The organism is uncultured Castellaniella sp., assembly GCF_937988725.1.
In the GTDB taxonomy this organism is placed as follows: domain Bacteria; phylum Pseudomonadota; class Gammaproteobacteria; order Burkholderiales; family Burkholderiaceae_B; genus Castellaniella.
The window spans coordinates 482099-504291 of sequence record NZ_CALKHS010000010.1; the positions used below are offsets into that span (position 1 = coordinate 482099).

General features: G+C 65.2%; 23 protein-coding genes. 6 read left to right on the plus strand and 17 right to left on the minus strand.

What is annotated here, in order from left to right; translation table 11 throughout:
- Nucleotides 1-31: 31 nt before the first annotated feature.
- Together Q0263_RS12660 and Q0263_RS12665 are read left to right on the plus strand one after the other, a co-directional pair.
- Nucleotides 32-1279, plus strand: coding sequence for a YihY family inner membrane protein (locus tag Q0263_RS12660; RefSeq protein WP_298016582.1), 1248 nt, complete (start codon nt 32-34; stop codon nt 1277-1279).
- A 69-nt stretch (nt 1280-1348) separates the two neighbouring features.
- Nucleotides 1349-1816: a CBS domain-containing protein gene (locus tag Q0263_RS12665; protein ID WP_298016585.1), complete on the plus strand. Its 468-nt coding sequence runs from the start codon at nt 1349-1351 to the stop codon at nt 1814-1816.
- Here Q0263_RS12665 and dusA read toward each other — a convergent pair.
- A complete protein-coding gene (gene dusA, locus Q0263_RS12670; protein WP_298016589.1) occupies nt 1762-2811 on the minus strand; it encodes a tRNA dihydrouridine(20/20a) synthase DusA in 1050 nt (349 codons plus the stop codon). The genes Q0263_RS12665 and dusA overlap by 55 nt on opposite strands.
- A gap of 97 nt (nt 2812-2908) precedes the next feature.
- Between dusA and Q0263_RS12675 the strand changes: the two genes are divergently transcribed.
- Together Q0263_RS12675 and Q0263_RS12680 are read left to right on the plus strand one after the other, a co-directional pair.
- A complete protein-coding gene (locus Q0263_RS12675; RefSeq protein WP_298016592.1) occupies nt 2909-3889 on the plus strand; it encodes a homoserine kinase in 981 nt (326 codons plus the stop codon).
- Nucleotides 3886-4665 carry a BPSS1780 family membrane protein gene (locus Q0263_RS12680; protein WP_298016595.1) on the plus strand — a complete coding sequence of 260 codons (780 nt, stop codon included), beginning with the start codon at nt 3886-3888 and terminating at the stop codon, nt 4663-4665. Before Q0263_RS12675 ends, Q0263_RS12680 begins: the two co-directional genes overlap by 4 nt.
- A 353-nt stretch (nt 4666-5018) precedes the next feature.
- Here the strand turns inward: Q0263_RS12680 and Q0263_RS12685 are convergent, their stop codons facing one another.
- Genes Q0263_RS12685 through Q0263_RS12725 form a run of 9 tightly spaced genes read right to left on the minus strand, consistent with a single transcriptional unit; the run spans nt 5019 to nt 14124 of the window.
- Nucleotides 5019-5882 carry a type II secretion system F family protein gene (locus Q0263_RS12685; RefSeq protein WP_298016597.1) on the minus strand — a complete coding sequence of 288 codons (864 nt, stop codon included), beginning with the start codon at nt 5880-5882 and terminating at the stop codon, nt 5019-5021.
- A 37-nt stretch (nt 5883-5919) separates the two neighbouring features.
- Entirely contained in the window at nt 5920-6768 is an 849-nt protein-coding gene (locus tag Q0263_RS12690; protein ID WP_298016600.1) for a type II secretion system F family protein, read from the minus strand.
- The gene (locus Q0263_RS12695; protein ID WP_298016602.1) at nt 6750-8699 is read right to left on the minus strand and encodes an ATPase, T2SS/T4P/T4SS family; all 1950 of its coding nucleotides are present in this window, start codon (nt 8697-8699) and stop codon (nt 6750-6752) included. Before Q0263_RS12695 ends, Q0263_RS12690 begins: the two co-directional genes overlap by 19 nt.
- Entirely contained in the window at nt 8696-10096 is a 1401-nt protein-coding gene (locus Q0263_RS12700) for a pilus assembly protein N-terminal domain-containing protein (protein ID WP_298016605.1), read from the minus strand. The genes Q0263_RS12695 and Q0263_RS12700 overlap by 4 nt, the downstream gene beginning before the upstream one ends.
- Entirely contained in the window at nt 10093-11139 is a 1047-nt protein-coding gene (cpaB, locus tag Q0263_RS12705; protein ID WP_298016608.1) for a Flp pilus assembly protein CpaB, read from the minus strand. The genes Q0263_RS12700 and cpaB overlap by 4 nt, the downstream gene beginning before the upstream one ends.
- Nucleotides 11136-11873, minus strand: coding sequence for a hypothetical protein (locus Q0263_RS12710; protein ID WP_298016611.1), 738 nt, complete (start codon nt 11871-11873; stop codon nt 11136-11138). The genes cpaB and Q0263_RS12710 overlap by 4 nt, the downstream gene beginning before the upstream one ends.
- On the minus strand, nt 11870-12589 hold the full coding sequence (locus Q0263_RS12715) for a hypothetical protein (protein ID WP_298016614.1): 720 nt from the start codon (nt 12587-12589) through the stop codon (nt 11870-11872). The genes Q0263_RS12710 and Q0263_RS12715 overlap by 4 nt, the downstream gene beginning before the upstream one ends.
- A 1-nt stretch (nt 12590) precedes the next feature.
- Nucleotides 12591-13892: a hypothetical protein gene (locus Q0263_RS12720; protein ID WP_298016617.1), complete on the minus strand. Its 1302-nt coding sequence runs from the start codon at nt 13890-13892 to the stop codon at nt 12591-12593.
- Nucleotide 13893: 1 nt separating this feature from the next.
- Nucleotides 13894-14124 carry a hypothetical protein gene (locus Q0263_RS12725; protein WP_366140711.1) on the minus strand — a complete coding sequence of 77 codons (231 nt, stop codon included), beginning with the start codon at nt 14122-14124 and terminating at the stop codon, nt 13894-13896.
- A 207-nt stretch (nt 14125-14331) separates the two neighbouring features.
- Between Q0263_RS12725 and Q0263_RS12730 the strand changes: the two genes are divergently transcribed.
- Nucleotides 14332-14652 carry a hypothetical protein gene (locus Q0263_RS12730; protein ID WP_298016620.1) on the plus strand — a complete coding sequence of 107 codons (321 nt, stop codon included), beginning with the start codon at nt 14332-14334 and terminating at the stop codon, nt 14650-14652.
- Here Q0263_RS12730 and Q0263_RS12735 read toward each other — a convergent pair.
- From Q0263_RS12735 to Q0263_RS12760, 6 genes are all read right to left on the minus strand, one after another.
- A complete protein-coding gene (locus tag Q0263_RS12735; protein ID WP_298016623.1) occupies nt 14649-15200 on the minus strand; it encodes a hypothetical protein in 552 nt (183 codons plus the stop codon). The two genes, Q0263_RS12730 and Q0263_RS12735, sit on opposite strands and share 4 nt — an antisense overlap.
- Entirely contained in the window at nt 15193-16224 is a 1032-nt protein-coding gene (locus Q0263_RS12740) for a hypothetical protein (RefSeq protein WP_298016626.1), read from the minus strand. The genes Q0263_RS12735 and Q0263_RS12740 overlap by 8 nt, the downstream gene beginning before the upstream one ends.
- Nucleotides 16225-16446: 222 nt before the next feature.
- Nucleotides 16447-16707, minus strand: coding sequence for a hypothetical protein (locus Q0263_RS12745; RefSeq protein ID WP_298016629.1), 261 nt, complete (start codon nt 16705-16707; stop codon nt 16447-16449).
- Nucleotides 16704-16862, minus strand: a complete 159-nt coding sequence (locus Q0263_RS12750; protein ID WP_298016631.1) for a hypothetical protein — start codon at nt 16860-16862, stop codon at nt 16704-16706. Before Q0263_RS12750 ends, Q0263_RS12745 begins: the two co-directional genes overlap by 4 nt.
- 11 nt (nt 16863-16873) lie before the next feature.
- Nucleotides 16874-17500, minus strand: coding sequence for a lysozyme (locus Q0263_RS12755; RefSeq protein ID WP_298016634.1), 627 nt, complete (start codon nt 17498-17500; stop codon nt 16874-16876).
- 96 nt (nt 17501-17596) lie between these two features.
- Nucleotides 17597-17920 (minus strand): hypothetical protein, encoded by a 324-nt coding sequence (locus Q0263_RS12760; RefSeq protein ID WP_298016637.1) that lies wholly within the window; start codon nt 17918-17920, stop codon nt 17597-17599.
- Nucleotides 17921-18050: 130 nt separating this feature from the next.
- Between Q0263_RS12760 and Q0263_RS12765 the strand changes: the two genes are divergently transcribed.
- A complete protein-coding gene (locus Q0263_RS12765) occupies nt 18051-19937 on the plus strand; it encodes an acyltransferase family protein (RefSeq protein WP_298016640.1) in 1887 nt (628 codons plus the stop codon).
- Between the two features lie 48 nt (nt 19938-19985).
- On the opposite strand, the gene Q0263_RS12770 is transcribed toward Q0263_RS12765, so the two are convergent.
- Nucleotides 19986-22187: a hypothetical protein gene (locus Q0263_RS12770; protein ID WP_298016643.1), complete on the minus strand. Its 2202-nt coding sequence runs from the start codon at nt 22185-22187 to the stop codon at nt 19986-19988.
- Between the last annotated feature and the right edge of the window lie 6 nt (nt 22188-22193).

Sequence of the window (22193 nt, forward strand, 5' to 3'; positions counted from 1 at the left end):
TGGCTCGAAACCAGCTTCCTGCTTCTCGATGATGTCGCCCTCACCTGCCGCTTCCTCCACCGAACGCCGCGCCCGGGCGCTGGACATCCTGCGGTTCACCCTGGATTTCGCCGGCCACCGCAAGCTGACCCGGGTCGCCTCCAGCCTGACCTTCACCACCGTGCTGGCCATCGTGCCTCTGCTGGCGGTGATCCTGGCCCTGTTCACCGCCTTCCCGCTCTTCGCCGAATTCCGCCAGGCGCTGGAAGCCTTTCTCGGGGAAAGTCTGCTGCCGCCGTCGGTATCGGACACCATCATGCGCTACCTGAACCAGTTCGCCGCCCAGGCCTCCGGGCTGACGGCGGTGGGCGGCGGCTTCCTGGTGGTCACGTCGATCATGCTGATCATGACCATCGACCAGGCCTTCAACGAGATCTGGAACGTGGCCCGCCAGCGGCCCCTGCGCCAGCGCCTGCTGGTGTACTGGGCCATCATCTCGCTGGGACCGATCCTGACGGGCGCCAGCCTGTGGGCCAGTTCCGTGCTGGCCCGCGAGTCCCTGGGCTATATCGGCAACCTGCCCGAAGGGCTGGGGCTGCTGCTGAACGTGGTGCCCTTCCTGCTGTCGGTTCTGGGCTTCACGGCCTTGTTCGTGTTCGTGCCCAACTGCCGGGTCCTGTGGCGCGACGCGCTGGCGGGCGGCCTGGGCACCGCCATCATCCTGACCCTGATGAAGGCGGCCTTTACCTGGTACCTGACGAAGTTTCCGTCCTACACCGTCATCTACGGGGCATTCGCCACGCTGCCGATCTTCCTGCTGTGGATCTATCTGTCCTGGCTGGTGGTCCTGCTGGGCGCGACAGTGGCGTCCCTGCTGCCCGCCCTGCGCCTGCACCGCTGGGCGCTGCTGCGGCATCCCGGCGCCCAGATCATCGACGCCCTGGGCATCCTGCGGGTGCTGTGGCGGGCCCGCGACACCCTGCCTCCCGGCCGCAGCCCGGGCTTCCTGGAAAAGCACCTGCGGGTCCATCCCGACGCGCTGCACGACATCCTGGCCACGCTGCGCGAACTGGGCTATGCCGTGCCGACTTCCGACAACGAACTCTGGGTGCTGGCCTGCGACCCTCACCGGGCCACGCTGGGGCCGCTGACCGACCGCCTGCTGCTGGACCGCAGCCAGCCGGGACTGCGTTCGACGATGGCCGATGCGCTGGCGATCACGCTGCAGGGCCAGCCGCCGACGCTCGAAGCGCTGTTCCGGCAATCCGCTACCGCAAATCCGGATGATGATGCACAATAGGCTTTCGGGGGGCTTTTCCGGAGATTCCCCGGGAAAACCATCAAAAAGAACGGCCCATAGGAAACCATCATGTTGAAAGTCAATGAAATCCTGCGGGTGAAGGGGCACACGCTGTACACCGGCAGCCCCGACATGCCCGTGCGCGAAGCCATCACCTCCATGAGCCAGCTGGACATCGGGTCCCTGGTCATCATGGAACACGGCCGGCTGGTCGGCATGCTGACCTTCCGCGAAATCATCAACCACCTGGACAGCCACGACGGCCAGGCGGGGGATTTCACCGTGCGCAGCATCATGGACGACGCTCCCGTCAGCGTCACGCCCAACACCGACGCCGACGAGGTCCAGCGTCTGATGCTGGACAAGCACGCCCGCTACATCCCCGTCATGGACGGTCCCACCCTGATGGGCGTGATTTCCTTCTACGACATGGCGCGCGCCATCGTCGAGGCGCAGCAATTCGAAAACGACATGCTGAAAGCCTACATCCGCGACTGGCCGACCGAAGACGCCGGAACGTCCGCCCGCAAGGCCTGACCGCCGCCGGCCAGCAGATCCCAGGCGCGGCGCAGCACGGCCGGCCCCTCGGCCCGCAGGGCCGCGGGATCGGACAGCAGCCGGCGCCACTGGCGCGCCCCCGGACGGCCAGCGCGCCAACCCAGCAGCCCCCGCACCAGAATGTGCAGCGGCACGCCCTGGGCGTGCTGCCGGGCCGCATAGGCCTCGAAACGATCCAGGATGGACTCGGCCCAGGCCGTATCGTCGGCGGGCGCGTCGGCGCCGGGCGCTGACGCTTGCGGCCCCAGGTGGCGGTCCAGCACGGCCAGGATGTCCGGATGATGCCAGGCCGCCCGGCCCAGCATGACGCCGTCCAGGCGCCGCATCCAGTCCAGGCAATCGGGCACCTGGTCCAGGCCGCCGTTCAGGACGAACGTCGCATCCGGGAAATCCCGCTTCAGCCGCAAGACCTCGTCATGGCGCAGGGGCGGTTTTTCGCGGTTGTCCTTGGGCGACAGGCCTTTCAGGACGGCATTGCGGGCATGCGCGATGAACACCCGACAGCCTTCGTCGTACAGGATGCCGACGAAATCCCGCACGAAATCATAGGACTCGTCGTAATCCAGGCCCAGCCGGTGCTTGACCGTCACGGGCACCGGCACGGCATCCTGCATGGCCCGCACGCAGTCGGCCACCAGGCGCGGTTCCGCCATCAGGCAGGCGCCGAAGGCGCCGCGCTGCACCCGTTCGGACGGGCAGCCGCAATTCAGGTTGATCTCGTCGTAGCCCCAGTCGGCGCCCAGGCGGGCGCTGCGCGCCAAGGCATCGGGCTCGCTGCCCCCCAGTTGCAGGGCCACGGGATGTTCCGCCGCGTCGAAATCCAGATGCCGCGCCGCATCGCCATGCAGCAAGGCGCCCGTCGTGATCATTTCGGTATACAGGCGGGCCCGCGGCGCCAGCAGCCGGTGGAAATACCGGCAGTGGCGATCCGTCACGTCGATCATCGGGGCCACGCACAAACGCCAATCAGCCATCATCGCAATTCAGTCGGAAAGAATCGTCATTTTACTTTCGACTAAAATGCCGCGTTGGATCCACCGCCCATGCAGCTCCCGGCTGCCCTCACCTTTCATGGCCGTATTCACTTCCGTCTCCGAAGACGACGCCCGCGATCTGTTGCGCCGCTACCAGCTGGGCGACCTGGTCGCGCTGCGCGGCATCACCGCCGGCATCGAAAACACCAACTATTTCCTGGACACGACGCAAGGGGCCTACGTCCTGACCCTGTTCGAGGTGTTGAGCGCCGAACAGCTGCCCTTCTACATCGAACTGATGCACCATCTGGCCACGCGCGGCGTGCCGGTTCCCCAGCCGCAGACGCTGCTGGACGGCTCCCGCCTGACCACGCTGAACGGCAAGCCCGCCGCCATCGTCACGCGCCTGAATGGCGGCTACGAACCGGAACCCGGCCCGGCGCATTGCGCCCTGGCGGGGGAAACCCTGGCGCGCGCCCACCTGGCCGCCCGGGACTTCCCGCTGCGCCAGCCCAATCTGCGCGGCCTGCCCTGGTGGCAGGCCACGGCCCCGAAAGTCCTGCCCTTCCTGGACGACAGCCAGGCCGCCCTGCTGAACGAGAGCGTGCGCGAACAAAGCGCCTTCGCGGCCGCCCCCGGCCTGTCCGAGCTGCCCTTCGGGCCGGCCCACTGCGACCTGTTTCGCGACAACGTGCTGTTCGACGGCACGTTCGAATCGCCGCACATGGGCGGCTTCATCGATTTCTATTTCGCCGGCTGCGACACCTGGCTGTTCGACGTCGCCGTCAGCGTCAACGACTGGTGCATCCAGCGCAGCACCGGCGCCTTCATCCGGCGGCGGCTGCAGGCCTGGCTTCAGGCCTATCACGCGGTGCGTCCCTTCACGGCGGCCGAGAAAGCCGCATGGCCGGTCATGCTGCGGGCGGCCGCGCTGCGCTTCTGGATTTCCCGCCTGTACGACTTCCACCTGCCCCGGCCGGCCCAGACCCTGAAGCCTCACGATCCCCGCCATTTCGAACGCATCCTGCGGCTGCGCAGCACCCAGGCCGCGCCGGCGCTTCCTCAGGCCCTCGCATGAACACGCCTTCCCTGCAAGCCGCCATCCTGCCGCCCAGCGCGGGCTGGGGCTGGATCGTCCAGGGCTACGCCCTGTTCCGGCGCCAGCCGCTGGCCATGATCTTCTGGAGCACCGCCACCAGTTTCCTGATCAACCTGGGGGCGGCCATCCCGATCCTGGGCCAGATCGTGCTGGTCAGCCTGACGCCCCTGCTGACCTTCCTGACCCTGTGCGCCTGCCGCCACCTGAGCCTGGGCCAGCGCATGCTGCCCGGCATGTGGCTGCGCCCCTTGCAGGAAGCCGGGACGACGCCCGCCCTGCTGCGCCTGGGACTGGCCTACCTGGGCTGCACGATGCTGGCGGCGCTGGCTGCCGTCCTGCCCTTCCTGTCGCAATTGCTGGCGGCCATCGGCACCGAAGCCCAGCCCGACTACGCAACGCTGGCCGGCGCGATGACCGGCCCGATGATCGTCTTCGGCGCCTTCTACGTGCTGCTGTCCGCCCTGTTCTGGCACGCTCCGGCCCTGATGGGCTGGCACCGGCTGCCGATGCGCCGCGCCCTGTTCTATTCCATGGTGGCGTGCTGGCGCAACAAATGGGCCATCATCCTGTACGTCGCCAGTTGGGCCGCCGCATTCTACGGCCTGCACCTGGTGCTGGACGGCCTGGCGGCGGCAGGCATATCCACGACGGCGCTGGTCTGGCTGTCCCTGGTGCTGGACGTGCTGATCACCGCCCTGCTGTACTGCAGCTTCTACCCCATCTACGCCACGATCTTCCGGGACGCCGCCGCGTAAGGCCCAGGCCCCCGCGATCCGGTCGGCCCAATCGGGTCGGCCGCAGTAGCCGGGCGGCAATTCCAGCGCGGCCCAGGCCTGCGCGCAGAACGCCCACCGGTTGGGCGGCCATCCGGGCAGGCGCCGCAGGATTTCGCCGCCCTTTCCCAAAAACACCAGATCGAAGGCCTGTGCCAGGCCCAGCCCATGCACCAGGCGGCATCGCGGCAGCAGCAATCCCCGGGGCACGTCCCCCCAGGACGGCCAGGCATGCAGGCCCAACAGGCGTTGCCGGAAGGTCCTGGCCTCGACCAGATGCAGGACGCCGGGGGAAGACCCCCAGTCCGGCCGGTCGCGCGGGCCGCCGGGCGCCATCACAGGCCGGTATCCAGAAATTTGACCACCACGGGAAAGCCGATGGCCAGGAAGGTGCAGGGGAAAATGCACAGGGCCATGGGAAACAGCATCTTCACCGGGGCCTGCAAGGCCAGGGTTTCCGCGCGCGAAAACCGCTCGCTGCGCTGGCGTTCGGCCTGCGCCCGCAGCAAGGGCCCCAGGCTCATGCCCAGGCGATCGGCCTGCCCCAGGGCCAGCACCAGGCTATGCACGCCGGGCACATCGGACCCCTCCGCCCATTGAGCCAGCCAGCGGGCCCGCTCGACGCCGGTGCGCTCCAGCGCGCAGGCATCGCGCAGGCTCTGGCGCAGCGGCCCCGCCGGCGCATGATCCGCCACCTGGCGCAAGGCGGCCGGCAGGCTCAGGCCGGCTTCCACGCACAGGGTCATCAGGTCCAGCATGAACGGCAGCTCACGCACCATCGCCTGGCGCCGCACCGCCGCGCGCCGCCGCAGGCGCACGTCCGGCCACAAAGAGGCCAGTCCCGCGCCCGCCAGCGCCAGCACGACCATTCCCCGCAAGGACACGCCCGCCATCAGGGCGCCGCCGCCCAGCGCGCACGCGCCGATCCCCGCCAGCAGCAAGCGGGCGGCCAGCCAGTGTTCGGCCGTCCAGCAATCCGGCAGGCCCGCCCGAGGCCCCCAGCGCTGCAGGCGACGCCGCATGGGCCACGTCACCCAGGGCGCGCACCAGGGGGCCAGGGCCCGCACCCAGGGCCACCAGAATGCGACGGGCGGCGCGGGTCCCTGGGCAGCGTGGGCGGCCCAGGGGGCCCCCAGGACCCAGCATCCCAGGCATGCGGCCACCGCCGCCAGGAACAGGCCCAGCCAGAACCATGTCATGGATATCCTCCTTCAGGCCTCACGGAATGCGGTCCGTTCAGACATCGATGGCCGCCACCCGCCGGATCCAGACGATGCCCAGGATTTCCAGCACGCCCATCACCGCCAGCACCAGCCCCCCATACCAGGTGCGATACAACAGGGACATGGCCTCCGGTTCCAGGCGGGCGAGCACGAGCAGCAGGCAGACCGGCAGGGCCGCCATGATGTGGCTCTGCATCCGCCCCTGGGCGGTCAGCGCCCGCACCCGCCCCAGCCAATGCTGACGGGCGCGTAGCGTCTGGGCGATGCGCTCCAGCGTGTCGGCCAGGCCGCCGCCGGTCTGGGCGGCAATGCCCAGGGCGGACACCACCAGGCTGCAGGACTCGGTGGGCATGCGCCGATGCAGGTGCCGCAAGGCTTCCTGGAATCCCAGGCCCAGGCGCTGCTCGCGCAGCATCAGGGAAAACTCCTGGGACAAGGGCGGCAGGGATTGCGGCACGATGTGCTGCAGCGCCGGCTGCAGGCCCGCCCCCGCCCGCAGCGCGCCCGCCAGGGCCTGCATCAGTTCCGGCAACTGTTCATCGAACAGCTGCATCCGGCGGCGTCGCATCCGCCTCAGGACCAGGGATGGCGCCATCGCCAGCCCCAGCAGCACAGGCACGATGCCCCACCACTGCCCCGCCAGCCAGGCGACGGCCAGCGGGACCATCGCCCCGGCCACCCACCACAAGGGCCGCAGCTGCGCCGCGTCGACGAACAGGAACGAGGCATCCAGCGTGCGCCGCGTCTCATCCTGCAGGCGGCGGTCGTAATCATGCCAGAGCCGCCACAGGCGCCCCAGCAGCAACCAGGCGCCCAGGGCCGCGCTGGCCCCGATCAATGGAATCAGGACGACATCGGACATGGCGCGTCCCCTTGCGCGGCATCCGCCAACGCTGCCCGCCCCTGGCGCACCGAACGCTGCGAGAACAGGCGGATGTCCAGCGCGGCGGCCCCGTCGAAGCCGTCGGGCATCAGGCCGCAACCGGTGAAGACGGCGGGCGGTCCCGCCTGGCCCAGGAACAGTTCCTGCAGCTGGATTCGGCCGCTCTCGATGCCCGTCACCTGAACGATGGCGCTGAGCAACCGCCGGCCATCGGCCGTGCGCACCAGCTGCACGATCAGGTCGATGCTGGCCACGATATGTTCCCGGACCGCCCCCAGCGGCAGGTCCATGCCGGCCATGAGGATCATGGTCTCCAGGCGCCCCAGGGCATCCCGGGGACTGTTGGCGTGCAGGGTGGTGAGCGAGCCTTCGTGCCCCGTATTCATGGCGGCCAGCATGTCGAAGGCCTCGCCGCCCCGGCATTCGCCGACGACGATGCGGTCGGGCCGCATGCGCAGGGCATTGCGGACCAGGTCCCGGATGTCCACCCGGCCGCGCCCTTCCAGATTGGGCGGACGGGCTTCCAGGCTGACCAGATGGCGGTGATTGAGCCGCAGTTCGGCGGCGTCCTCGATGGTGATGATGCGTTCGCCCGCCGGGATGGCATTGGACAGGATGTTCAGAAGACTGGTCTTGCCCGACCCTGTGCCGCCCGACACCAGCACGTTCTTCCGGTGCCGGACGCTGTGGGTCAGGAAGGCGGCCATGGATTCGTCCAGGGCGCCGACATTCAGCAGGTCCGGCATGTCCAGGCGCCGAGAGGGGAACTTGCGGATCGTCAGGCTGGCGCCCCGCAAGGAGACCGGCGCGATCACGGCATTGACCCGGGACCCGTCGCGCAAGCGCGCGTCCACCATGGGCGCGCTGTCGTCGATGCGCCGCCCCAGCGGAGCCACGATGCGGTCGATGATGCCCAGGACCGCCTGCTCGCTGCTGAAGCTGGCCGGATCCCGCACCAGGCATCCCGCCCGTTCGACGAAAATCTCATCATGGCGGTTCACCATGATTTCCGTCACTCCCGGGTCCGCCAGCAGGGGTTCCAGCGGCCCCAGGCCCACGGCCTCATCCACCAGTTCCTGCAGCAAGGAACGCCGATCCAGGCGATCGGGCAACTGCGGATCCGCCGCGATCAGGCCCCCCAGCACCCGCGTGGCCTCGGCCCGCAAGGCCGCGTCGCTCATGCCGCTGATGTCCCGGCGGCGCAACTGCAGCGCGCGGAGCAGATCCTCGTGCAGGCGGCGTCGGTGGTCTTTCCAGGCTGCCGCCGGCACGGAGGCATCCGGCGCCGGGGGCTCGCCAGGCCCCGCCTTCGCGGCGGCGGACTGCGCAGACGGGACGGCGGGCTGCAAATCCGGCGCCATCGGCACATTGCTCATTGCCACATTACTCATTGCCACAATGTCCACCCCCCCTTCCGCCGCCGCGCGCTGACCTTCACCGGCCCGCGCCGATTCCGAAGGCATGGACGGACCGATCCTCGCCGTCCCGAGAGCTCCAGGGATATCCGCAACACAGGCCGGCTGTGACCGTTCCGGCAGGCCCGGGGAACCTTCGCCCAGGACGCCTCCCGCGCCGTCGGACGGCGGGCTGCCCGGATCCGAACGCCCGCCAGGTTCCCGCAGCAGACGCAGGCGGATCAGGCAAGGACCGATCAGCAGTTCATCCTCCGGCTGCAAAGGCCCGTGGGACGCCACCCGGCGGCCATTGACCGTGGTGCCGAAGATCGACCCCAGGTCTTCCACCCAGACCTCATGGTCCCGGCACAGCACCCGCGCATGATGGCGGGCCACCCGCCAGCTCTTCAGAACGAGGCCGCAGTCCGCCTCGCGGCCAAGCAGCAAGGGCAAGGCGTGGATTTCCCGCCGGCGGCGGCCGTCTTCAAAATGCAGATCGAGTTCGACGTCGTTCATGGCTGCTCTCCCTGGCCCGTCCGCCATTGAGAACCCGGGCCGCCCGCCCGGGGATTCCAGCCACGGGGTTCCACCGGTTCGCGCACCGCATCGCTGGAGCGGATCGGGTTCATCAAGCCGGGCGCCTGGGGAAACGCCTGGCGCAGCACGGCAGCCGCGCGCCCCACGCGGGTACGCACGTCGGGATGAGCCGCCGTCACCAGTTGCGGCGTCACCAGAATGGCCAATTCCGTTTCATTGCGCTGGAATCGGGTGGACTTGAACAGCGCGCCCAGCACGGGCAGCGAACCCAGGCCCGGCACGCGATCCACATTGTCGGCCGTGTCCCGGGACAGGAACCCGGCCAGCACCAGCGTCTGCCCCGAGCGGACGTTGAACTCCGTCGCGGTGCGCCGCGTCTTGAGGGAAGGCCCGCCCGGCACCGACAGCGCCGTGTCGATGGAGCTGACCTCGACCTCGATCCGGGAACGCACCGCGCCGCTGCGTTCCACGGACGGGGTGATGCGCAGCGACACCCCATACGGCTTGAACGCCGTCTGGGTGTTGCCATTGCGATCCACGGTGCTGTAGGGAACTTCGCCCCCCGCCAGGAACTCGGCCGTCGCTCCGCTGCGGGCCAGCAGTTGAGGCTGCGCCAGCACGACGGCCCGTCCGTCCTGGGCCAGGAGATTGAGCCGCGCGGACAGTAGCGCATTCAAACCGAAGTATCCGGCCGCCCGGGCCGCCGGGAACACCAGCGGCAGCACGGATTCCCCGGGGCGATCGGCAAAGCGCCGCGAACCGCCATCCCAGCCGGCCCCGGCCGTCAGGCCGCCCGCGCTCTGCGGGTCCCAGCGCAGGCCCAATTCCCGCATCAGGGTCTTGGGCACCTCGACCACCTGGACGTCCAGCAGCACCATCTGGTCCCAGCCCACGGCCCCGGTGAAATCCAGCAGCTGCGGATACCGGCGGCCCAGTTCGGCCAGGCGCTGCCGGTCCGCGTCGGACAGTTCGTCGCCCTCGATCAGCAGCTTGTCGCCCAGCGAGGTGATCCGGGCGCCGGGGATGCGCTCCAGCACGGCGCGCAACTCATCCCGCAGCTGGCGGGCGCCTTCCGGGGCGACCTCGACGGCATAGCGGGACACCTGGCCATCCGCCGTCCAGGCATGCAGGGTGCTGAAACCGGGCTTGCGGGCGAACAGGATGACTTCCCGGTCATCGGTGCTGACAGCATTGACGATCTGGCCGTCGCCCACCGCCACGCGAGCCACGCCGGGGATGCCCAGCACGCGCACCTCGCCCGCCTGCAGGGAGATCTGCGTTTCGGACGCGGCCGCCGCGTCGGCCCCCGGGCAGACGGGCGCCCATAGCAGGCCGCACAGAGAAAGGATGCGCCAGAACCGGCAAGGGCGGCTCATGGCTGTTCTCCCCATGCGTCCCGCACGGACGGATCATTCGGCCAGGGCGCCGCCTGCAGGATGCCGCCGGCCTGCGCCTCCACGCCGTCCGGCCCGCGCCCAGGCTCGACCGGAACGGACGGCAGGAGTCCCGCCCCGTCGCGCTGCCAGGCGCTGCTCAGGGATTGGGCGGCCGGCAGATTGAACAGGCCATTGCCGGGGCGCGGCTCGACGCCGCGGCCCGGCATCGCCCAGGCCGGCATGCCGCGGGCGGCTCCGCCGCCATACAGGATCACGGCCTTGCGCGTCGCGGGGGGCGCAGGGGTATTGATTCCCAGGAGCGCGGCCAGATCGCCCCGGGCCGCCCGGCGGTCGGCGCCGTCATCCTCGGGATGGCGCAGGATGGCCGTCAGGGCGCCCGCCTGGCGCGCCGCCACCAGCTTGACCACATCGTCCGGCGCGGCATCCAGCGTCACGGTCGAATAGGAAACATCCTCGGCCCCCGTCCCTGCCGCCGCGGGCCGCGTTTCCCGGCCGGTCGCCAGCACCAGCACGCCTTGCAGCAGGGGCGCGGTCAGGCGCTTGCGATGATGGTCGAAAGACACGTACAGATCGATCAGGTCGCCTGGCTGCAGCAGGCCGGACAGCGAATTGACCTGGTCCACCGGCAGCGTGATGGCCCGCCGTCCCGGCGCCAGATGAGCGGAAAAGGCCGTCTGCGGCATCAGCGTATGCGCGGCCAGGATCGCGTCGCCGGCCTGCAGGGCCGTCGTCAGCACCCGGCCCTCCAGATCCGCGTAACGGGCCGCCGGCAGGGTGTCTCGCCCCACCCATTGCGCGGGGAACTCGCGCAGCGCCAGATGGTCGGACACCAGGCGCGTGCCGGCGGGCAGGTCACGCGCCGCCACGATGCGCTGGACCATGGGCAGACGCGCCTGATCTTCGACCCGCCGGATACGTTCGCGCACGTGCAGGGACAGAAAGACGGCGGCCAGCGCCCCGATGCCCAGGGCCAGCGCGGCCAGCACGGCGGATCGGGGGATCCTGAGGAATGACAGGCTCATGAGGACTCCTGGGGATGATGCCAGAACGTCAGGGCGACGGATCGGGCGCGCGCATGCACATGGACGGACAGGCGGCCGTCGCGGGAATGGCGCCAGTCCGCCGGCAGCGAAGCCGCGTCGGCGGCGTCGGGCCGCGCCACGTCCGTGGCGATGGGCAAGCGGGCCGTCCCTGCGGGGCGGACCTCGGACCAGCCTGCGGCATGCAAGGCGCGCCGCACGGCGGCCGCCACCTGGGCCGGCGTTCCCGGACAGTCGAAACTGCTGAACGACACCGGAGCCGCCGCGTTCCGGCCCCGGACCAGCAGCACCCGGCGCGCCCCGGGCGGCGCCAGCGCGGCGGGATCGAAATCGGCGCCGGCCGGCGCCGCAGGCGCCAGGCGGGACACCAGCCCCGCCGTGCCCCCCGCCCGCGGCTGCAGCTGCGCCAGCCAATGTTCCGCCCCGCGTCCGCCCGACAGCACCAACAGGGGTCCCGCCCACTGCAAGCGTGTCAGCCGCTGCCCGGACGCGGCGGCCAGGCGCCGCGCGACCTCCAGGGGCAGCGCCGGAGCGTGAAAAGTCTGCACGGAAATCCGGGCCTGAGGCGAATCCAGCTGCTGCGCGTCGGCCCAGACCCACTCGGGCTGCGCAACGGCGCGGGCCGGATCCCATGGCTGGGCGCGCGCAGGGTCAGCCAGGCAGCTCAATCCCGCCAGCAACAACCCTTGAAGCAAGGCGAACGTTCGTCCCTTCATGGCGCGCTCCGGGGTTGCAAGTGCCGCGCGGGCACCCGAGAGGTCCAGGGCCCCAGCCAGTCCCAATCCGGACGTTCACGTCCCCAGGCCGCATCCACGCCCTGCATCCGGCGATCCACGCCAGCACCGACCGCCTGCGAAACTCGTCCGGCTCGCGCCCAGACCCGCCCGCTGCCGCCCAGCGTGCCTTGCACCGCGGCATCGTCCGCCGCCGCGCCGGCCCCCCGCATGATCACCGTCTGGCGCAACAGGAACAGCGCCTGGTCGTCGAAATCCCGCAAACCGCCGGAGATCCGATCCCGACCCGTCGTACGGGCGCCGACGCCGGCCCGCCACAGGGTCTCGTCGCCCAGTCGCAGTTCCCGGCGGATATCCGCCGCCCCGGGCACCGGGTCTCCCGGCCGGCGTCCCTGCCGGACGGGCAAGGCGTCCAGGCGCACGCGGATGCCGCCGGACAGCAGATCCGCCCCTGACCGGGTTCGTCCCCGCTGCCCCGGCGTCAGGCCGTCGGCGGCCGCCTGGGCGGCCAGGTCGGCGTCCGGCAGGTTCTGGTGGGCCCAGGCAAAGGCGGCCTGGCGGCTGGCATGCGACAGCTGCAAGGCGGCATCCTGGGTGCGCCCCAGCCAGGCGATTCCCAGGCACAGACTGGCCAACGCGCCCATGACGACGAGAGCTTCCGCCAGGGCCTGGCCCCTTTGATCGATCATCGAGGCCATGTCAGTCTCCGGCAAGCGGCAGCAAGGGCCGGGCCAGCCGCGCCTGCCAATAAGGATGAAACAGATTGGCTGCCTCAGCCCGGCCATCCGCCCTCGGTCCGGGGCGGGAAAACAGCGTTTCCGCCGCGCTGCGGGCATGGACCGGCGCGCCGGCGCCATCCGGCAACGTCAAGTGCACGACGAACCCGGCCACGGCCTGGAACCCTGTCTCGGGGGCCACGTCCAGGTACCCGGCCAATCCGCGCGAAGGCCACTGCCGGCGCTGCTGCATGGCATAGGAATCGGCCAGCGGATTGGCCTGCCGCCCCAGCAGGTCCCATGAGGTCGAGGCCCGCACCCAGCGCCAGAAATCCTGCGCGGAGAAGTCCGCCGGCGCGTCCTCGGCATGGTCCGCGCTGATGGCCTGCCCCGGCTGCGCCGGCATCCAGGCCCAGCCCATGGCATATTCACGGTAATAGCATCCCACCCAGCGGTTGGAGCGCACGGCATGGAAGGACTGCGTATCCCCCGACTGCCAGCGCCCCGAGGCATCGAGCTCGGTGCCGCCCCGGCGGCGCAGTTCGTGTCGCAGGCCGGGGCAGCGCGGATCCACCGACCATGCGTTCTGCGCCGTGGCATTGCGCGGCCCCAGGAAAGCGTACAGGCCGGCGATGCCCCGCACCAGCTGGAACAAAGCGGCATCGGGCGCATGCGCACGCAGCAGCATGGGCCAGGCATCGTCGGACACCCTGGGCTGTACGGACTGCGGGGGCTGATCGGGATAGTGGGCCGTCAACACGGCACGGATGGCGTCCAGGCGCGCCTGCGGCAGGCCCCGCGCCAGGGCCTGGGACAGATCCTGGGCATAGTCATGGACAAAGGACTCATGGGCGGCGAAAGCCTGCGCCAGGGACCCGCCCGGCTGCGCCTGGACGGCCAGCCCGGCCGCGCCCGCCGCCGCCAGATAGGCCCGGCCGTGTTCCGCCCCGAACAGCATGCCGATCAGATAGGCCGGCGGATTGCCCTGCGTCAGGCGCCGGGCCTGCATGCCCCCGTAATGCGCCCAGCCGCCCATCGTCAGCAGATGCGCCATGGCCAGTTGATGCGCCAACTGGGCGCGGTTCAGATAGGACAGGAAATTCAAGGTGCGGGCCTGCACCAGCGCCCCGCTGTAAGCAGCGGCATCCAGGCCGTGCGTCATCCGGGCCTTGGCCGCCACCACCTGCCCCGTGGCGAAATAGCGCAGCCACGCCAGGCCGAGCACGGCGGCCAACAGCATGCCCAGCACCAGCACCTGCCCGCGTTGAGAATGAGGGCCGGCCATGCTACTGACCCGCCGCCGCGTTGCCGGTGAAGGATTTCAGGGTCTTGGCGGCGGCCTGGGATGCGGCGGATTCCGCCGCGGACTGGGCCATGCGGGACTGCTCGCTGCCGTCCTCGCCGGCGATTTCCCGCGCCATGGCGGCCGTCTGCGCCCGGATGACCTGGCCGAACAGCTGGTAGACGGCAATCGCCGCCACGGCGACCAGGGCCACCACGATGACGTACTCGACCAATTGATCAGAAAAGCAGCGTATCGGCTTGATTTATAAGGGAATCAGGGGGCCGAAACGTCCAATAGCTTGGTGGTCGAGGGGGTCGCTAACTCCTTGATTTTGTGTGTCTGCGGTTGGAGTTTTGGACAGCTTTTTGCCCTCTTTTCAGCTTGCTGTCCCTCAGCCAAAAGCTGTATAAAAATACAGTTCTATTTGGGAGCCATCATCATGTACACGATCACCCTTCAAGACGCACCCGCCGATCTGCCCGCACAGGCACGGCAGGACGCGGAACAACGATTTCGCCGGACGCTGGAACGGGTTCTCGGCGGACCCGAGCAGACGCTTGAGGCCTATCGGGCCTGGGCAACGGCTGAAGACACTGCAGAGAACGAGATGGCGCCCGGGGATATCGTGCTGGCCAAGCGGTGGCTTGCCGCTGCTTGGCGGGCCCGGGGCGATGCGCTCCAGGCCATGGGGGAGACGGAGGCTTGGTTTGAGGTGCGGGTGGAGAGGCTGAGTTACGCTACTTGTGCCGTACAGCATTAATGATTGGGCTTATCACCTTTTAGTCTCTGCCTGAACCCACGGACCTGCTCATCAATCTCGCGAGAGGCTTTAGTGTCGGCTTCGGCAGCCAGTAAGAAATCCACTGGAAGAATGGCGACTACTACAATCACCATTTGCCAAACCGTCAAAAAAACCAAGAGGGAAAAAGATATTCCACGAAGCATTCCAAGATGGTCAAGTACAAATCGTACTTGTTTTAATAATGGAGCAGCAACACCCACCGCCAACACAATAATAAGAATGACCGCAGAACTTACCGCTGGCGTGAGCAGTAGTTTGAAATTTGGAGTATCTTCGCCCTCTTCTCCCTTTCCTTCCCGAAGAGACATGCGCAGTTTCTCAGGATAAATAATTGCCAGCCATGCGCCGACCACCGCAAATATTATGGCGGATGTGCTCCTCAGAGCCTCATATAGAGGCCACTGATCAGAGAATTGGACGTTCTGGCCAAGCATATATCCGGCAGCAACTGAGACTACAGCAATACCCCCAATAACTGCGAAAAAAGCAAGCCGGACCCTATTCATTCTGCAAAATCCGAAGAATATGTTTGCGTCTTTTGGCAAGTTCTTCCTTAAGACTAGCTAGATCAACCACCCCGGCTTCGTCCACTCGGAGATCCATCTCAAAAATATCTCGGGCCATGGACTTGCTCACCCAGAGCACCTTACTGGTCTCTCCTTTCAGGGCGAATCCTAGATCCTCCCATGAAGACCGGCGCTTTGCTCCGAGCTCCTCCTTTATCATTTTTTCCAACTCACGTTCAGTAGGCGTTAGCTCCAGCTCGACACGGAGCTGTCGATCGCGAGTTATTTGGCGCTTTCTATTCGCCCCACGAAAAAATGCAAGCACCCCGCCAAAGGCGGCCGCATCAACGGGATTAGTTAACTCCAAATGGCCAACTCGAATAACCTTCACAATTTGATCTCGTGCGGCACGAATCCTTGCAAGTGCACCAGGCTTAACGTATGGGCTCAATCGAAATTTTGGATATAACTTGAGCGGTTTGCTTTCGGCACACGCAGGATCACGGTACCCAACTATTGTCCCGTCGGCATCCTCCACCACAAAGCTGCTGCGCGTTTCAATGAATGCCTCTACATAACCCCTCATTGGCTCCTTCGCCGCTACAGAGCCTTCCATTCTAAGGGTTGCAACGACGTTCGCGCTGGGAACAAACCAAAAATACGTAGCAAACCCCGGAATGCTATTTTTTTCAAATTCATTGGCAAAAACCTGTTGCTTCCCGCCTACTATCGACCGTTCAGAAATTGATGCCACGCCCCCTTCTCCTGCAGGCACCTCGTTCCATGTAGCGACAGTCCAGTCATCCCCCAGCCGATCAACACCTCGCAGGTAGACCGGCATCACATCATCATCGCGTCTTGATTGTTTTAGCTTCGTCAGCGGTATCGCTTTCCCATCCGACCAGTCCTTCAGCTCTTGTAAAGCCTGAACAAGCCCACCAAGGACTGGGGTTTTGGCGCCCCACTTGTAGAACCCACATTGGGAGACATCGTAGAACGTTATCGATACTTGCTTCTTGGCCATTCCCACACCTATCACGATTTTCTGTTGCAACTTTATACAACAGTCATATCGAATTGTGTATAGACCTCTACCCTACCTGCCCTTACGTCCCTCCCTCATCACCCACACACCTTCTTCCAGGTAGCGGCCTCGGCCTCGATCCACCGCAGCGGCCTAGCGGGCGTGGCATCGATCTCAGCGTCCGACCGCCACTCGAACGGCCGCTGCACCACCTGGCAATAGCTACCGCCGGCCGACGTCGCGCATCCGCTGGCGAGCGCGATCACGGACAGCATCATCATCCAGACGATCGATTTCAGCAGCAGCTTCACGGGCTTTCTCCCTGGCCGATGCGTCGGCCTCCAGTTGATCAATGCGGGCATCACGCTTGCCTGCAGATTTGCCAGACCGCCAGATGGCCAGCGCCGCGACGATCGCAGCGCCGGCGGCGGCGATGTAGGGCCACACGCGGCCCCAGATGTTGGCAACAAAGCCCGTGATCATGGATAGCCCCGCCAGAACTGTTTCCACGTCTCGCGGTACAGCTCAGCCAGGCCACCATCCGTCCACTTGCCGTCCAGGACGCGCAGCAGCACCAGCAGCGCGGGAAACAGCACGGGCGAGATCAGCAAGACCAGCAGCACAAAGATTCGGTACATGGCGGCACGCATCATGAGACAGCCTCTCCGATCTTGATAGCCTCGGCCCCGCCCGCGCCCAAGAACAGCGCACGATCAGCAGCGCGCCGCCGGCGCAGGCCCAGCAGCACCTGACCACCAGATCGATCCCAGCGCAGGAACTCGTCGGCAGCGCCCCGTGTGTCGCCCGCGTTGAACTTTCGGACCAGCGTCGAGCCCTGGAACGCCGTCACACCAATGTTGTAGGCCAGGTCGACCAAGGCATCGAGTTGACCCTTGGTCATGCTGCGCGTGATAGCGGCCAGCACGCCCGGCACGAATTCCAACGCCAGCCGGCGTTCGAGGCGTGCATCCGCTTCGCCCTGGTCGATCACCAGGCCCTCATAGACATCAGGCCCGGTGTCGCCCCAGCCGATGGTCCAGCAACGGCCCGTGGCGTCCCAGTACGCTCGCAGCCTGCAGGACTCGAAATGCTGAAGCACCCGCAGCCCCTGAGGACTCATCGTGATCGGCGCCGCCTCAGTGGAGCCGATCTTGCCGGACGATCCGGGCGATGATGCCGGCGCCGAGGCAGGCGTATCCGAGCCACGAAACAGCTGTGTCAGGGATCTCAGAACGGAGATCAGAAGGGAGAACGAGCCAGACTTGGGAAACGACATCGGGAAACTCCTGCATTACGCCCAAAAGAAAAACGCCTGCTACTTGCAGGCGCACAGACCAAAACCGGTGGCATTGCCGCCACTCATCGATCAGCTTCACCTCATCACCTCCATCTTGAATGCCGTCCAAACGGCGTATGCGACCCACCCCAGCCCGCCGACCGCGCCGGCCTGGGCAGCTTTGATCAGGGCTTCACGGATCATTCGATTTCGCAGCTCTCGCCACTCCATGACGGACTCGTGGTAACGACGGTGGCTTTCTGGGTCACCGTCCGGGAACCCCTCCCGCAGAGCCGTCACATCGGCCTGCAGCTGCTGCTGGGCACGAAGCATCACTGCGATCTGCCGCTCCACGTCGCCCTTTGTCTCGCGCAGGGCGTTGATGATTGCCCGGGTGTCCGGGGATAGCGGCTCAGACATATCGTTCCTTTGGACGAAAAAATGCCCGCGCTGGGCGGGCAGGGTTGTTGGACGAACACTCCCATTCACGACGGGAGCCAATGTCGATCGGTATAGAATCGGGCGTTGCTAAGAGACTAAGAAATAGGGAATGACAAAATTTAGATCAGACATACAGGCGCTGCGCGGCATCGCGGTCGCCTTGGTGGTGCTTGATCATATCGGCGCCACTTGGTTCAAAAACGGCTACCTCGGGGTAGATATATTCTTCGTGATCTCCGGCTTCTTGATCACAGGAATCATCAGCAAGCAGATCGCCGCGGGAACCTTCTCTTTCAAGGATTTCTACCTGCGCAGAGCCAAGCGTCTGCTGCCGGCCGCGTACCTCACAATCCTCTTGACCGCCATAGGGTCCGCCTATTTCCTCAACTCGGTTGAGGCCGACAACGTGACAAGCCAGATAGTTGGCGCGCTCACCTTCTCGATCAATTTCGTACTGTGGGATCAGGTTGGGTACTTCGACGTGGCCGCCGCCTCGAAACCTCTGCTGCACATGTGGTCGCTGGCCATCGAAGAGCAGTTCTACATCCTGTTCCCGGCCATCCTGGCCCTCACCCCAGCCAAAGCTTGGCGCTATGTACTCCCCGCTCTGGCAGCCACCAGCCTGGTCGCCTGCGCGATCATTACTGTCGACGACCCTTCAACAGCGTTCTATCTGCTCCCGACTCGTGCCTGGGAGCTATTGATCGGCGCCATGGGCGCGCTGTTTGCGGCCAACCAGACCATGATCCGCTGCGCCCGTGCGATGTTGCTGCCGGCGTTTGCCGCCTTGGCAATCGTCCCATTCGCAAGCACCGGATACCCCCACCCTGGAGTGGATGCGGCCATCGTTTGCCTGGCGACCGTCGCCATCCTCGTCGGCCGCAGCGCCACCTTTGAGCGGATCGCGCCCAAGACCGGCTTGGTGTTCATCGGCAACATTTCCTACTCGCTATACCTGGTGCACTGGCCGCTCATCGTGTTTATGAATAATGCGTTCATACACGCAATTCCGATCAACGCGCGCATATTTACAGTCGGCCTCGCAGTTGCTCTGGCTTACCTAATGTACAGAAACGTGGAGGAGCCCTTCCGGGCCGGAAAGATCAGCCTAGGCAAGTTGGCATTTTCTCTGGTTTCTATCGGAATCTTGATCGCTGGCACCCAGCTTTCAGTTGAGCTTCACAACAAAAGCGAATCTGGATTTACCTACCTACGGCGGGTGAACTACGGCTTAAGCGGATCCTGCAACGTTCGTTTCTCGGACAAACCAGCCTGCAGGACAAGCGAGAGCCCAGACACTGTGGTGTGGGGGGATTCGTTCGCTATGCAGATTGTGGAAGGACTAAAGAAGTCCAAGGGCGTGGATCTGCTGCAAGCAACGAACTCCGCGTGCGCGCCATTTATTGGCACCTCAGCATACATCCCTACCTATAAGAACGCAGGCGAAACATCGCGCAACTGCATCCAATTCAACAACGACGTTCTTGGCTACCTCAAGAAGAGCGACAGCATCAAGAAGGTCATATTGGCTGCAAACTATGCCGGGTACACGGGTGGCACGCTAAAGATGCTCTCACAGAAGGGCGACAGTTTCGTCATCGAACCAGCAAGCCGAAGGAAATTCACGGATGACTTCGATCTGATTCTGAGAGCGCTGATGGATCACCACATAGATGTGACAGTGGTCTTCCCGCCGCCCCAGATTAACGCTGAGCTGCTGAACTGCATGGAGAAGAAAATTAAAGGGCGGATCTTCGTCGGTGATCAAGAAAACTGTACCTTCAGCATGAGTCAACATGCCAAAAACACGAAGACCCTCAACGCTGTTTTGACCGCCCTTCAGAAGAAATACGGCTTCAAGATCATCTATCTCCAGGATGCGATCTGCTCCAATAGTATTTGCAACACCATCATTGATGGCGTCCCTATTTATCGCGACCCTGTGCACATAAGCTATGCAGGATCGGAAAAGGTCTTTGAGCTGCTCGGCTCATGAAGACCTCACTTGGACCCGCCCGCAGATAGAGAGAGGCGAATTAAATCCTCATGGGATGAGGTAGTTGCGCATCGTTGCGGTGACGGACAGTCGGTATGTTTTTGCAATAGTCGCTGTGGTTCCGCCGGTGCCGGTGACCATCCGCGCCACGCAGGATACGACAGTAGCAGCACGATCAATGACGGGGAAAGCAAAGCCAGGGCCTGTGCTGCTTTCGCCTGCCGAACTCAGGAACAATTGGGGCACGGCGGGGAAATCAGGATAGTCATTGACGATCGTGCCGTTACCCAGAGGCCCGCCTTGAGTGGAGACCGTGGCTCCGACCGGAATAGTGACGTCTGCACCCACCGTGAACTCCGGCATCGTACAAATAGTTCCGGAAAGGGTCGTGCCAGAAAGCGGCACCAGAGACAGCGAAGAGGAAAGGGGACTCCGGGGGGCGGTAATTTCCATCCGCACGGGGTTAACCCCCGCGGCCAGCTTGGCAAACCGAATCAGCCCCGTCAGTCCGCTGGAGTCTCCCGTGAGGTTGAAGTCGTTCAAGTGCCATGAATTCGGCTTCCCGGAGCCCTCAACAGCATTGATGACTGTGGTCACAGCCGAACTGATATCAGCCGTGAGATTGCTCACCACGATTTTGTACGGCCGGCTGATCAGGGCCAGAAGCTCGCTTCCCGCGTTGTTTAGAATATTTGCGGCGGTAGATCCAGGCCCCATGAAAACCTTGCAATCCATAAAGGCACAATCTCCACCAACCAGCTCGTGGTACGTCAATGGTGAACGCGCAGAGCCCGCGTGGGAATAGATGGTGCAGCCTTTGGCGTAAATATTTTCGCCCGCTAGCCCGATGCCGCCGTAGATCACGCAGTTTTCGTAGAAACTGTTCAGCGTGTTGCCGTGGAAGTCGGCACAATAAACTGCGGACGCAGGATCATTGGACAGCACCGAATCTTTTACATAGATCCCACGATTGGGGATGGCTCCTGGGTTGGCATTGCCGCCGACAGCCACGGCGTGCCGCCCACCAAAAGACTCCACCGATTGAATACTGATATATGCACTGTTTCCAATCACAATTCCGTAGTTCAGGCCAGAAGCCGAATCATAGATGCGATGGAAGGTGCCGTTTGAAACAGAACAGTTGTAGCTGTTCCGGATGGAGAGTGCCGACTGACCGGTCGCGCCGGGGAAAGTATTCCCTACGTATTTCGGACTGATGACGGAATCCCTGGCAAAGTCGATCCGCAAGGTATCAACGGCGCCTCCTGTGAAGGAGACGCCCCGAATGTCAACCTTGACCGTGTTGAGCTTGTACACCTTATTCGTGGCCGCCGCCGCGTAGCCACTGCGAAGGGATTCCTGCAGGGAGATCACCTGCCCTGACACCGATCGCACCCGGACATATTCCCCGTCGTAATAATTCGCTCGATACGGAGAGAACGACGAGCTCGTCGTATTCTGAATAACCAGCAGGTCGCCCGGAGAAATTCCGGCGACGGACGTCACCGTGATGGCGCCGTTTCCGCGATATGCCGCCGCCGAAATGGTCCCGATTTCCTCGATCGACCCGGCCACACTAAACCCTGCGGCATCCCCGTGGAAAGTAATATTGCCTTCGAGAGTGAGGTCGCCAGCGATATCGATATTGGATGTGTACCGGTACGTCTTTCCGCTGTAGTCGACAACCTTGATGCCGTTAGCCGCAGCGTATTGGAGTATCGCGGTGATGGCGGCCGTTTCATCGGACCCATCCCCCTTGACACCCAGAGTAGCCAGAGAGATCGGCTGGTTGTTGAGGGCATCCGCTGCCGTTGCCGACGCAGAGCCGGGCACCGAAGACTGGTAGCCAACCATGCCAGCCCCCGCGCTTCCCGCGAGATCCTGCCGCAGCACCTGATCCCCAACGGCCACGAATAGCCCCCCTTCGGCCAGCCAGTCGCCCGTCGTCGTGTACGGCAGGTCCAATGCGGCCCCGGCGCGGTACAGCTCACCATCCTTCCAAAAGACCTGATTGCGCGCCGTGATCTCCAGGCCAGCGGCGTAATCTCCGATGTCCTGATAACCGGAGTTGATCAGGAAGTCTTGGAAGTCCTGCTCCATGCCGTGCCAAGTCTTGCGCTCGACGCCCAGGCGGTCGGGGGCCGATCGCTTTGTCCGGTCGTTGACGAAGGTATCCAGATTCTCCGCGTTGTCGTACAGATCTTTAGCTGCGGCCGAGCCAACGGGATTGCCGGTTTTGAATGTCGTCATTGTGTT